Genomic DNA, 13,756 nt, shown 5'->3' with positions numbered 1-13,756 from the left:
GAGGACGTGGCAATCTTGGGCCTTCGATCGAAAAGGAGCCGGTCATGACCCTGCGCAGCCTGTTTTCCGCGCTCGCCGCGCTCGTGCTGCTGGGCTGCACCAGCCCGGGGACCGACCAGCCGGCGCCGAATCCGCCCGCGTCGCACGCCCGCACCCCGGTGGCCGAGGGCGGCATGTGCGGCGGCTTCGCCGGCTTCCAGTGCGCCTCGGGCCTGGTCTGCCAGAAGCCGGCCGGCCAGTGCCAGGTCGCCGACGGCGCGGGGACCTGCCGCAAGGCCCCCCAGGTCTGCACGATGATCTACGCCCCGGTGTGCGGCTGCGACGGCAAGACCTATCCCAGCGCCTGCAACGCCGCCGCTCAGGGCGTCAGCGTCGCGACCCAGGGCGAGTGCAAGGCTTAGGGCAGGCGGCTGAGCTTGGGCTTGTAGGACCAGGTCTCGACCTCGACGCCCTGGACCAGGGCCGCCGCCCGGGCCTGGTCCGGGCCGGCGCCATGGGCGGCCGCGATCAGGCCCGCCAGGTCGGTCGGGCGGCGGGCGAGGTCGGCCCAGGACCGGCGCGGGACCAGCACCATGTAGCCGCCCAGGGCGCCGCCGCCCGCCAGGCGGTACCAGGTCCAGGCCAGGTCGCCCTTGCCGGTCCCGCCGGCCCGGACCGAGGCCAGCAGGGCGGTCTCGAAGGCGGCGACGTCGCCGGGCGAGACCTGCAGGGTGTAGACGTCGAGCACCGGGCCGGGCTGGCGGGCCTCCAGGCTGCGGACGGTGCTCAACTCGGGCCACAGGACGTGGGCCGAATAGGCGCGGGCCTTGGCGTAGGGCAGGACGCGGGCTTCCATGTCGGCGCCGTCGCCGGCCGGGTCGGGGCGAGCGTCCATGGCCGCGAACGGGACGCCGAAGGTCCCGTCGACGAACAGGCCGGTGCGCGGGCCGCTGGTCACGAACCAGCCGAACCAGGGCAGGGCGTCGCCGTGGGCGGCGTGCCATTGCAGGTGCGCGGCGTAGCCGGCCTCGAACGCCGCCTCCTGTCCGCGATCGACGTCATAGGTGAACAGGAAGGCCGCCTGTTCGGTCTGGGCGCGGGCCGGGCCGCCCGCCAGACCGGTGGTTGCAAGGGCGATCGCCAGTGTCGCGTGTCTCCAGGTCATCGGCGCCTCCTTCGGTGGAGCCAGACCTAGCGTCGAACGGCATCTGGCGATATTTCGAACGGAAGCGGCCTTCGTTCTGGATTTCGAAACGATGCGACATGTCGATCTGCGACGGGCGGCGGTGTTCCATGCGGTGGCGGCGGCCGGCGGCATCGCCGCCGCCAGTCCGCGCCTGGGCAAGTCGCCCCCGGCCGTCCACCACGACCTGAAGGCCTTCGAGCGCGAGATGGGCCGGCCGCTGTTCGAGCGGGTGGGGCGGGGCCTGCGCCTGACCGCCGCCGGCCAGGCCCTGTTCGAGAGCGTCGGCCGCGCCCTGGACGAGGTGGAGCGCACCCGCGAGCGCCTGAGCCGCGCCGACCCGGCCCTGCGCCCGCTGCGCCTGGCCGTGGTCTCGGCCTTCGGGCGCTACCGCCTGGCGCCGCGCCTCTACGCCGGCCTGCCGGCGGACCGGCCGATCGAGCTGACGTTCGGCGCGCACGAGACGGTGCTGTCGGCGGTGGCGACCGGCGCCGTGGACCTGGGCGTCACCTACCGGCCGGTCGTCGCCGCGCCGGTGCAGTCGACCCCGATCGCCCGGGAGGAACTGGTGCTGGCCGCCTCGCCCCGCATGGCGATTTCGCAAGACCTGACCGGCCTCTCGCGCACGACCTTCGCCACCTATGACGAGTACGAGTTCGTGTTCGGCCGCTGGTTCGAGACCGTGTTCGGCGCCCAGCCGGACGCCCTGCGGCGGCTGGACCACGCCGGCGAGATCGAGGAGGCGATGGAAAGCTGCGCCGCCGGCAGGGGGGCGATCATCGCGCCGCTGGACCTGGTCCGCTCGGCCCCTTGGCGCGACCGCGTGCGGATCGTGCGTCCGGCGGGACGGCCGCCGTGCTTCAACGCCCTGCACCTGCTGGGACTTGGCGCGGCCCTGGCTTCGCCCGATGCTGACACGATCCGGTCCCTGCTGGCCGACAATGGCGAGGGGGAGGAACCCTGATGCTGTCACCCGATATCAAACGACGCGCGCTGCTGGCGGGCGGACTGGCCCTGGCGGCCGGCGCCGCGCCGTCGCTGACCCAGGCCAAGGAGAACAAGGCGATGTACGGACTGATCGGCCAGATGAAGGCCGCGCCCGGCAAGCGGGACGAACTGGTCGCCATCCTGTCGGAGAGCACGGGAGGCATGCCCGGCTGCCTCAGCTACGTCGTGGCCACCGACGCGACCGACGCCGACGCCCTGTGGATCACCGAGGTCTGGACCGACAAGGACAGCCACGCCGCCTCGCTGAAGCTGCCGGCGGTGCAGGCCGCCATCGCCCGGGCCCGGCCGATCATCGCCGGCTTTGGGCACCGGTTCGAGACGACGCCGGTGGGCGGGGTGGGGCTGGGCTGAGCTGAGCGCCAGCGCTCGTGTCCGCTGAGGATCGAACTTGGGCGCGCAAGGGACGCACGCTGGAGATAGGGCTGGCGTTGCGCCGGAGCGGCGCTAGGTGACGCGGAGGGCGCGGATCAGGGCGGAGAGCGCCGCCGATTGATGGCGACGGCCCGGATAGTAGATGAAGAAGCCGGGAAAGGATGGCGACCAGTCTTCCAGCACCCTGACGAGCTTGCCCTGGTCGATGTAGCCGGCCACCTGATCTTCATAGGCCAGTCCGATGCCCAGGCCGGTCAAGGCCCCCTGGATGACGAGGCTCGTGTCATCGACGACGAGCGGCCCGGTGACCGTGATTGTCACGGGGACGCCGCCCTTCTCGAACTCCCATCGGTACGGGCCTCCTGGCAGGCGGAGCCCGATGCAGTTGTGGGCGCTCAGGTCCCGCGGGTTCAGAGGGAGGCTCCGTGCCGCGAAATATCCGGGTGAAGCGACGGCGGCCAGCCGCAGCTCCGGGGTCACGCGCGCGGCGATCATGTCCTTCTGAATGAATTCTTCAAGTTGGATGCCGGCGTCGAACCCGCCCCCGACCAGATCGACCTGGCCCGTGCAGGTGGACACATCAAGCACCACCTCGGGATAGGCGGCGGCGAACGCGGGCAGTTTGGGCAGCAGCACCGAGAGAGCGGCGGATTTCGAGACGGCAAGACGAAGTCGGCCGGTCGGCCGATCTCGCGCGGTGCGAACCTCGTTGAGCGCGCGATCGATCTGTTCGAGCGCTGGCGAGAGACTCTTCAGGAGCGCGGCGCCCGCCGAGGTCGGCGCCACGCTCTTGGTCGTCCGAGCAAGGAGCTGCAGTTCCAGCCGACGCTCCAGGTTGCGGATCGTGTGACTCAGCGCGGACTGCGTGACCCCAAGCCGGGCCGCGGCCCTCGTAAAGCTTCGTTCAGTGGCGACGACAGCGAACGCCGCGAGATCATTCAGTTCGCTCTTCATGAAACCAGCTCATGGGTCCTATGCGGCTATATGCGCTTTCCTCATATATAAGCGCGATCTAGAATAATCTCCATGGCGACTGGGAGAGAACGTTCCAGAACGGAAGAATGGGTCCCGCCGCCCTCGCTCTCGAAGCAATCTCCGACACCAGGCAGTGGGTAAGTCTATGAATAACGATGAATATACTTTACGATCCATGGCTCAAATCTATTTCGATGCTGCGTACGACATGGACGCGGAGCGGTTTCAGGCGATATTTCATCCCCTCAGTGCTGTAACCAGAATTGGCGATGACGGCGAGGTCAGCGTGATGCCGATCGCGACTTGGCTGGCCGGCGTGCGCAATGCGACCGCGCCGCGAAAACTCGAACTCGAGCGCAGGGACGAGGTCGTCGCCATCGATGTTTCGGACAATCTCGCCCTGGTGAAACTGAGGCTTCAGATGCCGCCGCGCTACTTCACGGACCTGCTGTCGTGCCTGAAGGTGCAGGGCGCCTGGAAGATTGTTCAGAAGGTGATGTCGGTCGACGTCCGGCCCATCTGACTCTCGGCGGCGCCGCTCGGCTTTGTCGCGGCCGGCATGGGTTTGGCCCGCCGCCGCCAGAACCACCGACCAGGAAAAAGGCCCGCGGATCGCTCCGCGGGCCTCGTCCTTCGTCCTAAGCCGTAAGGCCTAGCACTTGTAGTACATGTCGAATTCGACCGGGTGCGGGTGCAGGGTGAGGCGCATCACCTCTTCCATCTTCAGCTCGATGTAGCTGTCGATGAAGTCGTCGTCCATGACGCCGCCGGCCTTCAGGAAGGCGCGGTCCTTGTCGAGGTTCTCCAGAGCCTCGCGCAGCGAGCCGCAGACTTCCGGGATCTTCTTCTGCTCGCGGGGCGGCAGATCGTACAGGTTCTTGTCGGCGGCCGCGCCCGGATCGATCTTGTTGTTGATGCCGTCCAGGCCGGCCATCAGCAGGGCCACGAAGGTCAGGTACGGGTTGCCCATCGGGTCGGGGAAGCGGGCTTCGATGCGCTTGGCCTTCGGCGAGTCGACGTGCGGGATGCGGATCGAGGCCGAGCGGTTGCGCGAGCTGTAGGCCAGCTTCACCGGGGCTTCGTAGCCGGGCACCAGGCGCTTGTAGGAGTTCGTGGTCGAGTTCGAGAAGGCGTTGATCGCCTTGGCGTGCTTGATGATGCCGCCGATGTACCACAGGCACATGTCCGACAGGCCGGCGTACTTGTCGCCGGCGAACAGCGGCTTGCCGTCCTGCCAGATCGACTGGTGCACGTGCATGCCCGAGCCGTTGTCGCCGAACATCGGCTTGGCCATGAAGGTGGCGGTCTTGCCGTAGGCGTGGGCCACGTTGTGGATCACGTACTTATAGAGCTGCATCCGGTCGGCCATGGTGACCATGGTGTCGAACTTCAGGCCGAGCTCGTGCTGGGCCGGCGCCACCTCGTGGTGGTGCTTTTCCGGCTTCATGCCCAACTCGCCCATGACGGCCAGCATTTCGCCGCGCAGGTCCTGGCAGCTGTCGACCGGGTTGACCGGGAAGTAGCCGCCCTTCGGGCCCGGGCGGTGGCCCATGTTGCCTTCCGGATATTCCTTGGCCGAGTTGCCCGGCAGTTCGACGGAGTCGAACGAGTAGGAGGTGTTGCTCGACGAGGTGTTCCAGCGGACGTCGTCGAAGATGAAGAACTCGGCTTCCGGGCCGAAGAACACGGTGTCGCCGATGCCCGACGACTTGACGTAGGCCAGGGCGTTCTTGGCGATCGAGCGCGGGTCGCGGTTATAGGGGGTGCCCGTGTCGGGGTTCACCACGTCGCAGAACAGCGCCAGGGTGGTCTGCTGGTAGAACGGGTCGATGATCGCGGTGGTCAGGTCCGGACGCAGCTTCATGTCCGACTCGTTGATGGCCTTCCAGCCGGCGATCGACGAGCCGTCGAACATGGTGCCGTCGTTGAGGAAGTCGTCATCGACCAGATCGATGTCGAAGGTCACGTGCTGCAGCTTGCCGCGAACGTCCGTGAAGCGGACGTCGACGTACTTCACGTCCTTTTCCTTGATCAGGTCCAGGATCTGCTTGGCGGTGCTCATAGTTTATCCCCTTTGAGCGTTAAGCGGTTACGGTCCGGGCCTAGACGGCGGACGGGCCGGTTTCTCCGGTGCGGATGCGGACGACTTCCGTGATTTCGGACACGAAAATCTTGCCGTCGCCGATGCGGCCCGTGCGGGCGGCGTTGGTGATGGCTTCGAGCGCGGGCTCCAACTGGCTGTCTTCGACCACGACTTCGACTTTGATCTTGGGAAGGAAGTCGACGACGTACTCGGCGCCCCGATAGAGCTCGGTATGGCCCTTCTGGCGGCCGTAGCCCTTGGCCTCCAGGACGGTCATGCCCTGCACGCCCATCTCCTGAAGCGCCTCTTTGACCTCATCCAGCTTGAACGGCTTGATGACGGCTTCGATCTTTTTCATCAGACTTCTTTCACGCCCAAACGGCGCGGGCGCCGCTGACTGAGCGGCACGGAGCACGCCGGCCCGCCGGCTCACAAGCGGGCTGACGCGCTTTATTGCGCGAGGCCTGTCGAGTTTTGCTCATTGATCGATATTTGAGCACTTAAAGCCTGCGTAATGGTCAGTGCGCGTTTGGGCGGCCAAATCGGCTCGCGGGCGGCGATTGGCGACCCGGGATCGTCGAAACGGCGGTTTCGGCGGCGGAGAATGAGGCTTGAGCCGTGCTGTTCGCGTCCGGCGGGCGCCGGGATCGTCTCGTGGAGATGGCGAAAAATGCGCCGTCGATTCGGAAGCTGCTGAAGATTGTGGCGAAATCCGAGCCGGCGAGGAGGATGGCGGCGGGGTCGGTTTTTGCGCGTTCGCAGGTTTCGATGGCGGGCGGCGCCCGTGCGTGGGCCGGAAGCGTTGCAACACGGCCCGGCGGCGGCGCTCGATCGGGAAGATCTTTCGAGGTGCGAGGAAGCCGATGACCGCATTCACCTGATCCGCCACGGCCGCCCTGCCTCGACCTGGGGCGCCGCCGGCGTGGAGCAGGCGAGGGCGGCGGCGAGAGGGTGACTGTGTTGGATCGGGTCGACGGCGCGTCGATCCTGGTCGACAAAGGCCGCGAGGCTTCCACCCAGGTTCTGTGAGAAGAGGAGCAGCCGTGCCGCGCCAGATCATGACCGTCGCCGAGATGACCGCGGCGGACCGCGCGGCCGTCGCGGCGGGGACCCCGACGATCGTCCTGATGGAGCGGGCCGGCGCGGCCGTCGCCGAGGCGATCCGCGCGCGGTACGCCCGCTGCCCGACGGTGGTCTGGTGCGGCCCGGGCGACAACGGCGGCGACGGCTATGTGGTCGCCCGGCGCCTGCGCCGGCGCGGCTGGCCGGTGCGGGTCGAGGCGCTGGGGCCGCCCGCCAGCCCGGCGGCGCAGTGGGCGGCCGCGCGCTGGAAGGGCGAGACCGGGCCGCTGGCCTCGGAGCCGGGCTCGGCGGCCCTCTATGTGGACTGCCTGTTCGGCGCGGGCCTGTCGCGGCCGCTGGAGGGTGAGGCCGATCGCCTGGCGCGGGTCATGCCCGGCGCCGCGCGGATCGTCGCCGTCGACGTGCCCAGCGGCCTGGTCGGCGATACGGGACGTCCGCTCGGCGAGCGGGCGCTGAAGGCGCAACTGACCGTCACCTTCCATCGCCGCAAGCCGGCCCATGCGCTGGCCCGGGGCCGGGCCGCCTGCGGCGAGGTGATGGTGGTCGACATCGGCCTGGAGGAGACCGGGCAGGGGCGGCTGTTCGAGAACGAGCCTGGCCTGTGGGCCGAGCGCTTCCCCTGGCCGGCGGTCGACGCCCACAAGCACGCCCGCGGGCGGATGATGGCGGTCAGCGGCGAGGCCTGGAGCACCGGGGCCGCCCGGCTGGCGGCGCGCGGGGGCTTGCGGATCGGGGCCGGGGTGGTGACCGTGCTGTCGCCGCCCGGCGCCCTGGCCGTCAACGCCGCCCACCTGGAAGCGGTGATGCTGGCCCCGTTCGAGAGCGAGTTCGACCTGCAGACCCGGGCCGAGAAGGCCGACGCGGTGGTGATCGGGCCGGCGGCGGGCGTGGGGGAGGCGACGATGCGGCATGTCTTCGCCCTGGCGCGCAACGGCGCGGCCCTGGTCGTCGACGCCGACGCCCTGACCAGCTTCGCCGACGATCCGGCGGCCCTGTTCTCGGCCCTGGACCGCGACGACGTGCTGACCCCGCACCCCGGCGAGTTCGAGCGGATCTTCCCCGGCCTGCTGGACGCCTCCCCCGAGCGCATCACGGCGGCGCGCGAGGCCGCCCGGCGGGCGGGAGCGGTGGTGCTGCTGAAGGGATCCGACACGGTGGTCGCCGCGCCCGACGGGCGGGCCGCGGTGGGGCTCAACGGCGCGCCCTGGCTGGCGACGGCCGGGGCTGGCGACGTCCTGGCCGGCTTCATCGCCGGCCTGATCGCCCAGGGTATGGAGAGTTTCGAAGCCGCCTGCGCCGCCGCCTGGATCCATGCCGAGGCCGGCGCGGCCCACGGGCCCGGCCTGATCGCCGAGGACCTGCCCGACCTGGCGCCGTCGGTGCTGCGGAAGCTGTGGGAAGCTAGGCTCTAGTTGTCCTGGCGGATCAGCACGACCTGGCTGCGCACGCCCTCGTCGAACAGGGTGTTGCTGATGGCCAGCGCCGTCTGGAAGGTTCGCTCCTCGACGGTGTCGATGAACAGGACCCTCGCGCCGTGCCGCACGGTCCAGCCCTTTTCACCTTCGACGACTTCAATGATTTCCATGGCGCGCTCACTGGACGTACTCAGACGCAAACCCGTCCGAGGCCAGATTGTTCCGCTTGGGTTGTATTTTTGAGAGTGAAACATCGGCCCGGGCGTCAGTCGGGGGGGCATGGCCCGGGCCGATGTAAATCCATGGCGTTCTGAACGGCCGCGGACCTCTGCATAACCGGTTGGGTGGAGAGTCGTTCCCGCCTGACGGGCGAAATAATTCACCTTTCGCGAGCGATCGCCGGACGTTGGGCGGCCTGGCGGATCGCCTGACGACTTGCCAAGCCGCCCGGGCATGTCTAACCCGCTCCGGCGCATCGTGCGGATGTGGCGAAACTGGTAGACGCACCAGATTTAGGTTCTGGCGCTGAGAGGCGTGGAGGTTCGAGTCCTCTCATCCGCACCACTTCGCCGGGCTTTCGCCCGGCGGGGCGCACCACCCCGCTTGGCTTTCGCCCGGCGGCGCGCATTTTCAGCGGGACTTTCGTCCCGTGAGGGCGCCAATGCCCTTGGATGGTCGCCAAACGCGTGACATAAGGGCGCTCTTTCGCCGCCCCGGTGACGTGGGCGGCTTTGATGTTTTGACCCCTGGGGCGGACGACGGGCGCGGGCGCCCAAGAGCCGAGAAGCTAAGAATGTCGATGCAGATCGTTGAAAAGTCGGGCGAAGGCCTCAGCCGCGTTTATGGCGTGACGGTGCCCGCGAGTGAACTCGCCACGCGTCTCGAAGCCCGGATCGCCGAGGTCGCGCCCCAGATGAACGTCAAGGGCTTCCGCCCTGGCAAGGTGCCGACGGCCCACGTTCGCCGCCTCTACGGCAAGGCCCTGATGGGCGAAGTCATCGAGGCGACGCTGAACGAAGGCGCCCAGAAGGTGCTGGACGACAACAAGCTGCGCCCCGCGGGCCAGCCGGACCTGAAGCCGTCGTCCGACATGGACAAGGTGCTGGCCGGCGGCGAGGACCTGGCCTTCGAACTGGCCGTGGAAGTGATGCCGGAATTCGAGCCGATCGACCCCGCGTCGATCGAGCTGACCAAGCCGGTCTACAAGGTCTCGGACGCCGAGGTCGACGAGGCCCTGGCGGACCTCGCCAAGCAGGCCCGCACCTATGAGCCGCGCAAGGGCAAGTCCCTGAAGGCCAAGGACGGCGACCAGCTGCTGATCGACTTCGTCGGCACCATCGACGGCGTGGCCTTCGACGGCGGCACCGCCAACGACGCCGAGCTGACCCTGGGTTCGGGCCAGTTCATCCCCGGCTTCGAAGAGCAACTGGTCGGCGCCAAGCCGGACGACGTCGTCACCGTGAAGGTCACGTTCCCGGCCGACTATCAGGCCGCCAACCTGGCCGGCAAGGACGCCGAGTTCGCCACCACCGTCAAGGAAGTGCGCGCCCCGGTCGACGCCGAGCCGGACGACGAGCTGGCCAAGCGCCTGGGCCTGGCCGACCTGCAGGCCCTGAAGGACCTGCTGAAGTCGAACCTGGAAGGCCGCTACGGCAACAGCTCGCGCTTCAAGCTGAAGCGCGCCCTGCTGGACGTGCTGGACAGCAAGCACGACTTCGCCCTGCCGCCGCGCATGGTCGACGCCGAGTTCGCCGGCATCTGGCAGCAGGTCCAGGCCGACAAGACCCAGGGCGGCCTGCCGCCCGAGGACGAAGGCAAGACCGAAGACCAGCTGAAGGACGAGTACAAGAAGATCGCCGAGCGCCGCGTGCGCCTGGGTCTGGTGCTCGCCGAGATCGGCCGCAAGAACGACGTGGCCGTCACCGAGCAGGAACTGGCCGACGCCATGATGCGCGAAGCCCGCCAGTACGGCGCGCAAGCCCAGCAGGTGTTCGACATGTACCGCCAGCGCGCCGACCTGCAGGCCGCCCTGCGCGCCCCGATCTACGAGGACAAGGTCGTCGACCTGATCTTCGGCAAGGCCAAGATCGAGGAAAAGGAAGTCTCCAAGGAAGAGCTCCTGGAAGAAGACGACCTGCCGGAAGGCTACGGCGGCTAAGCTTCCGTCGACCGACCTGAAGAGGGCGCGATCCGCGAGGGTCGCGCCTTTTTTCATGGCCCGAGCCGCGGCCCGGCTCCTTGCAACCTGTTAAGCGCCACGCGATATGCGTTGGCGACGGCGCGCGGGGGCTGATTCGCGTTCGCGCCGCCCAGACACATTGAAAAGGGCGATCCCTATGTATGATCCGATGGCGACGGCGATGAACCTCGTGCCGATGGTGGTCGAACAGACCAGCCGCGGCGAGCGGGCGTTCGACATCTTCTCCCGTCTGTTGAAAGAGCGGATCATCTTCCTGACCGGTCCCGTCGAAGACGGGATGGCCAGCCTGATCTGCGCCCAGCTGCTCTTCCTGGAGTCCGAGAACCCCAAGAAGGAAATCGCCATGTACATCAACTCGCCGGGCGGCGTGGTGACGGCGGGTCTCGCGATCTACGACACCATGCAGTACATCAAGAGCCCGGTCTCGACGGTGTGCATGGGCATGGCCGCCTCGATGGGCAGCCTGCTGCTGACCGCCGGCGCCGCCGGCCAGCGCATCGCACTGCCGAACGCCCGCATCATGGTCCACCAGCCGTCGGGCGGCTTCCGCGGCCAGGCCTCGGACATCGAGCGTCACGCCGAGGACATCATCAAGACCAAGCGCCGCCTGAACGAGATCTACGTCAAGCACACCGGCCGCACCTATGAGGAAGTCGAAAAGACCCTCGACCGCGACCACTTCATGAGCGCCGAGGAAGCCAAGGCCTGGGGCCTGATCGACCACATCAACGAAAGCCGCGACGCCTCGGAAGACAAGGCGTAAGGGCTGCGTCCTTTCGCGCTGAATTCAAGCCGCCGGCCGAAAGGTCGGCGGCCTTTTCATGATCTTGCCGCCGAGGCTGGAGCGGCCTCGGCTTTCTGGGCTGACGCCATGGGCGGAAAGCGGACGCGACGACGGTCGGTTCCCGGGAGGGCAAGCTCAACGTCCCTGATGGGCTCGAAAGTGGCCCCCTTGAAAGCTTGGCCTTTCTGCCGCATTTGTCCGACAGGGGGCGCTTATGGCTTTGAAAGTTTCGTTGGTTTCGGCGTGCGTGCTCGTCGCCACTTCGGCCTTTGCTCAGTCACAGGAGATACGGCGTGGTCCGGTCCCGGCTTGGGCGGTCGCATCCTCGCCGATGCCCGTGCCGGAGACCGCTTCGGGGGCGATGTTCTTTCGTCGCCAGGATGCGGAAATCCATCTGAACGGAGAGGGTCAGGCGCAGTACCTCGGTTATCGCGTCAGGATTCTCCAACCCAGCGCACTTCAGCTTGGCAATATCTCGATCGCTTGGGACCCGTCAGCTGGAGCTCCGGTTGTCCACGGCATCAAGGTTTTTCGCGACGAGCAAGTCATCGACGTTCTGAAGGACGCCACCTTCGAAATCCTGCGCCGTGAGAATCAACTGGAGGCGGCCAAGCTGGATGGGATGCTGACGGCGGTTCTTCGCGTTCCCGACCTTCGCGTTGGCGACGAGTTGGAGGTCGAGCTGACGACGTTCCAGCATAGTCCTGCCCTCGGGACCCATGAATCTGGCCTGCTGCTGCTTGGGGCCAGTCCGTCCCCGGGCCGGTATCGTCTCGGGTTGAGCTGGGACGAGGGCCGCAAGCCCGACTTGAAGGTGACGGCCGACATGACCGCGGCCATGCGGAGCACTGAGCGCGCCGTCGATTTCCAGTTCGACAATCCGCCAGTTCAGTCAGCACCGACCGACGCGCCGATCCGCTACCAATGGCAGCGCGTCGTCGAATACAGTGATTTTCACGACTGGGCGGTTCTTTCCCGGCATTTCGCGCCGCTGTACGCGAAAGCATCGACCCTCGCTCCAGACTCTTCGCTCAAGCTCGAAGCCGCCCGCCTCCGCGCCGCCCACGCGAACTCGTTAGATCGCGCCAGCGTGGCGCTGAAGTTGGTTCAGCAGAACGTGCGGTACATCTACGTGGGCCTCAATGGCGGCAATCTGGTCCCCGTCTCTGCGGACGAAACCTGGAAGCGCCGCTATGGGGACTGCAAGGGGAAGACCGCGCTCCTGCTGGCCCTGTTGCGTGAGCTGGGCATCGACGCGGAGGCCGTGCTCGTGAATTCCAGCGGCGTCGACGACGGCTTCGATCAGCGCCTGCCCATCCCGCAGTTGTTCGATCATGTGCTCGTGCGCGCCCATATCGACGGCAAGGTCTACTGGCTGGACGGCACGCTGCCGCCGGTGGCTTCGCCCAGTCCACAGCCCGTTTTCCCGGTCAGATGGGTCCTGCCTCTGACCGCACAGGGCGGCGACCTCGAGCGAATGGAATGGCGCCCAGCCGCGGCGCCCGAGGAGATCAGTCTGTTCGAGATCGATGCGCGCGCGGGTTTCGACAAGCCGGCGCGGATCGTATCCACCGAAATTGTTCGAGGTGTCCCCGCCCTGGAACGGCAGGTGCAGTTTTCTTCGGTTAGCGAGGGGCAGTTGCTTGAGCTCTTCCGCCAGCGCGCCATTGGCGGTGTTTGGCAGACGATCGACGACGTCAAGTGGCGCTATGATCAGAGGGCGGGCGCGAGCATCCTGACGATCAGTGGCACGGGGGCCATGGATTGGGACGACGACGGCCCCGGTGAAAAGTCCCTGGCGCTTCCTGGAGGCGGGTTCAACCCTCCTGAGCGGCGGGCAAGGGCGGATCACAAGGACGTGCCCTTCTACACCAAGCCGGAATACAGCTGCCACGTCACGACGGTGCGACTGCCGAGCTCGACCCAGCCGAACCAATGGTCTTCCGAGAAGAGCTACGATACGCGCATCTTCGGTCGCAACTATCATCGCGCTTGGGAACTGCGCGATGGGGCAATTCGCATGATCCGCGGATCGCGGGTCGAGCAGCCGGAGATCGATTCCGCCACCGCCCAGCGCGACAACGGACGGATCGCCGCGTTCGATAACAGCATGGGCTGGATCTTCTATCGCCCTTCGGCGCGCAAGAGCGCCGTGGGGAGTGGAGAGAACGTCCCCGCAACCTATGACTTCGACTGGACGGCCGACGACGTGCCCTGTGTGTCCACTCCGAAGACCTGAGCTTCCGACGACGAATCAGGACGAATCCCGCCACCACCGGTTCGCGCGGGGGCGCTGCTTCTGGCGGTGATGTGCTGGGTGATCGCGCTTCCAATCCTGATGATGAATCTGATCGGTCAGGTTCGGGGGCTAGAGAAATCGTTCGTCCGGCGAAAATTGGACGAAAAAACTTCTTCCCATCGCTCCCGGCGTGTTTTTCCAACAAAAACAACACTCCGAAATCACTTATCCTCCCCCTCCCGCGCCGCCGTATGATCAACTCACCTCGAGGCGATGGGGAGGGCGCTAAGGCCTGCGACCTTCGCGGCCTTGGGGTGCGGTCGAGCGGGAAGCGCTCGTCGGCGGCGGTTCCGCGAGGGGCCGCGACTTTCGTCCATCTGGTGCTGGCCGAGCCCGGAACACGGATACGGCGTTGGACGAAGGGCCGGCGAGGGC

General features: G+C 67.3%; 13 protein-coding genes and 1 tRNA gene. 9 read left to right on the top strand and 5 right to left on the bottom strand.

Going from position 1 to position 13,756, the window contains the following annotated elements; all coding sequences use genetic code 11:
* Window positions 1–44: 44 nt before the first annotated feature.
* The gene (locus BM066_RS18200; protein ID WP_089929827.1) at window positions 45–401 is read left to right on the top strand and encodes a Kazal-type serine protease inhibitor family protein; all 357 of its coding nucleotides are present in this window, start codon (window positions 45–47) and stop codon (window positions 399–401) included.
* On the opposite strand, the gene BM066_RS18195 is transcribed toward BM066_RS18200, so the two are convergent.
* Window positions 398–1,144, bottom strand: coding sequence for a hypothetical protein (locus BM066_RS18195; protein ID WP_089929826.1), 747 nt, complete (start codon window positions 1,142–1,144; stop codon window positions 398–400). The two genes, BM066_RS18200 and BM066_RS18195, sit on opposite strands and share 4 nt — an antisense overlap.
* A 91-nt stretch (window positions 1,145–1,235) precedes the next feature.
* Between BM066_RS18195 and BM066_RS18190 the strand changes: the two genes are divergently transcribed.
* Window positions 1,236–2,126: a LysR family transcriptional regulator gene (locus BM066_RS18190; RefSeq protein ID WP_089929825.1), complete on the top strand. Its 891-nt coding sequence runs from the start codon at window positions 1,236–1,238 to the stop codon at window positions 2,124–2,126.
* Window positions 2,126–2,521, top strand: a complete 396-nt coding sequence (locus tag BM066_RS18185; protein ID WP_089929824.1) for a putative quinol monooxygenase — start codon at window positions 2,126–2,128, stop codon at window positions 2,519–2,521. The genes BM066_RS18190 and BM066_RS18185 overlap by 1 nt, the downstream gene beginning before the upstream one ends.
* A gap of 93 nt (window positions 2,522–2,614) precedes the next feature.
* Here BM066_RS18185 and BM066_RS18180 read toward each other — a convergent pair whose 3' ends face one another.
* On the bottom strand, window positions 2,615–3,496 hold the full coding sequence (locus tag BM066_RS18180) for a LysR substrate-binding domain-containing protein (RefSeq protein ID WP_089929823.1): 882 nt from the start codon (window positions 3,494–3,496) through the stop codon (window positions 2,615–2,617).
* A gap of 166 nt (window positions 3,497–3,662) precedes the next feature.
* Here BM066_RS18180 and BM066_RS18175 point away from each other — a divergent pair, with 166 nt between their 5' ends.
* The gene (locus tag BM066_RS18175) at window positions 3,663–4,040 is read left to right on the top strand and encodes a nuclear transport factor 2 family protein (RefSeq protein WP_089929822.1); all 378 of its coding nucleotides are present in this window, start codon (window positions 3,663–3,665) and stop codon (window positions 4,038–4,040) included.
* A gap of 129 nt (window positions 4,041–4,169) precedes the next feature.
* Here the strand turns inward: BM066_RS18175 and glnA are convergent, their stop codons facing one another.
* The gene (gene glnA, locus BM066_RS18170; protein WP_089929821.1) at window positions 4,170–5,579 is read right to left on the bottom strand and encodes a type I glutamate--ammonia ligase; all 1,410 of its coding nucleotides are present in this window, start codon (window positions 5,577–5,579) and stop codon (window positions 4,170–4,172) included.
* A gap of 40 nt (window positions 5,580–5,619) precedes the next feature.
* The gene (locus BM066_RS18165) at window positions 5,620–5,958 is read right to left on the bottom strand and encodes a P-II family nitrogen regulator (protein WP_028037660.1); all 339 of its coding nucleotides are present in this window, start codon (window positions 5,956–5,958) and stop codon (window positions 5,620–5,622) included.
* Window positions 5,959–6,643: 685 nt separating this feature from the next.
* Here BM066_RS18165 and BM066_RS18160 point away from each other — a divergent pair.
* Complete coding sequence (locus BM066_RS18160) at window positions 6,644–8,095, top strand: NAD(P)H-hydrate dehydratase (RefSeq protein WP_089929820.1); 1,452 nt, start codon at window positions 6,644–6,646, stop codon at window positions 8,093–8,095.
* Here the strand turns inward: BM066_RS18160 and BM066_RS26540 are convergent.
* Window positions 8,092–8,268: a hypothetical protein gene (locus BM066_RS26540; RefSeq protein WP_177218492.1), complete on the bottom strand. Its 177-nt coding sequence runs from the start codon at window positions 8,266–8,268 to the stop codon at window positions 8,092–8,094. The two genes, BM066_RS18160 and BM066_RS26540, sit on opposite strands and share 4 nt — an antisense overlap.
* A gap of 309 nt (window positions 8,269–8,577) precedes the next feature.
* Here BM066_RS26540 and BM066_RS18155 point away from each other — a divergent pair.
* From BM066_RS18155 to BM066_RS18140, 4 genes are all read left to right on the top strand, one after another.
* Window positions 8,578–8,662, top strand: a tRNA-Leu gene (locus BM066_RS18155).
* Window positions 8,663–8,897: 235 nt separating this feature from the next.
* Complete coding sequence (gene tig / locus BM066_RS18150; protein ID WP_304441217.1) at window positions 8,898–10,256, top strand: trigger factor; 1,359 nt, start codon at window positions 8,898–8,900, stop codon at window positions 10,254–10,256.
* Between the two features lie 178 nt (window positions 10,257–10,434).
* Complete coding sequence (locus BM066_RS18145) at window positions 10,435–11,061, top strand: ATP-dependent Clp protease proteolytic subunit (protein ID WP_056749999.1); 627 nt, start codon at window positions 10,435–10,437, stop codon at window positions 11,059–11,061.
* A 235-nt stretch (window positions 11,062–11,296) separates the two neighbouring features.
* The gene (locus BM066_RS18140; RefSeq protein ID WP_218150920.1) at window positions 11,297–13,321 is read left to right on the top strand and encodes a DUF3857 domain-containing protein; all 2,025 of its coding nucleotides are present in this window, start codon (window positions 11,297–11,299) and stop codon (window positions 13,319–13,321) included.
* Window positions 13,322–13,756: the final 435 nt, after the last annotated feature.

The organism is Caulobacter sp. UNC279MFTsu5.1, assembly GCF_900114015.1.
GTDB lineage: Bacteria > Pseudomonadota > Alphaproteobacteria > Caulobacterales > Caulobacteraceae > Caulobacter.
Note: the sequence above shows the minus strand (reverse complement) of the source record. Positions and strands in the feature narration are given on the sequence as shown.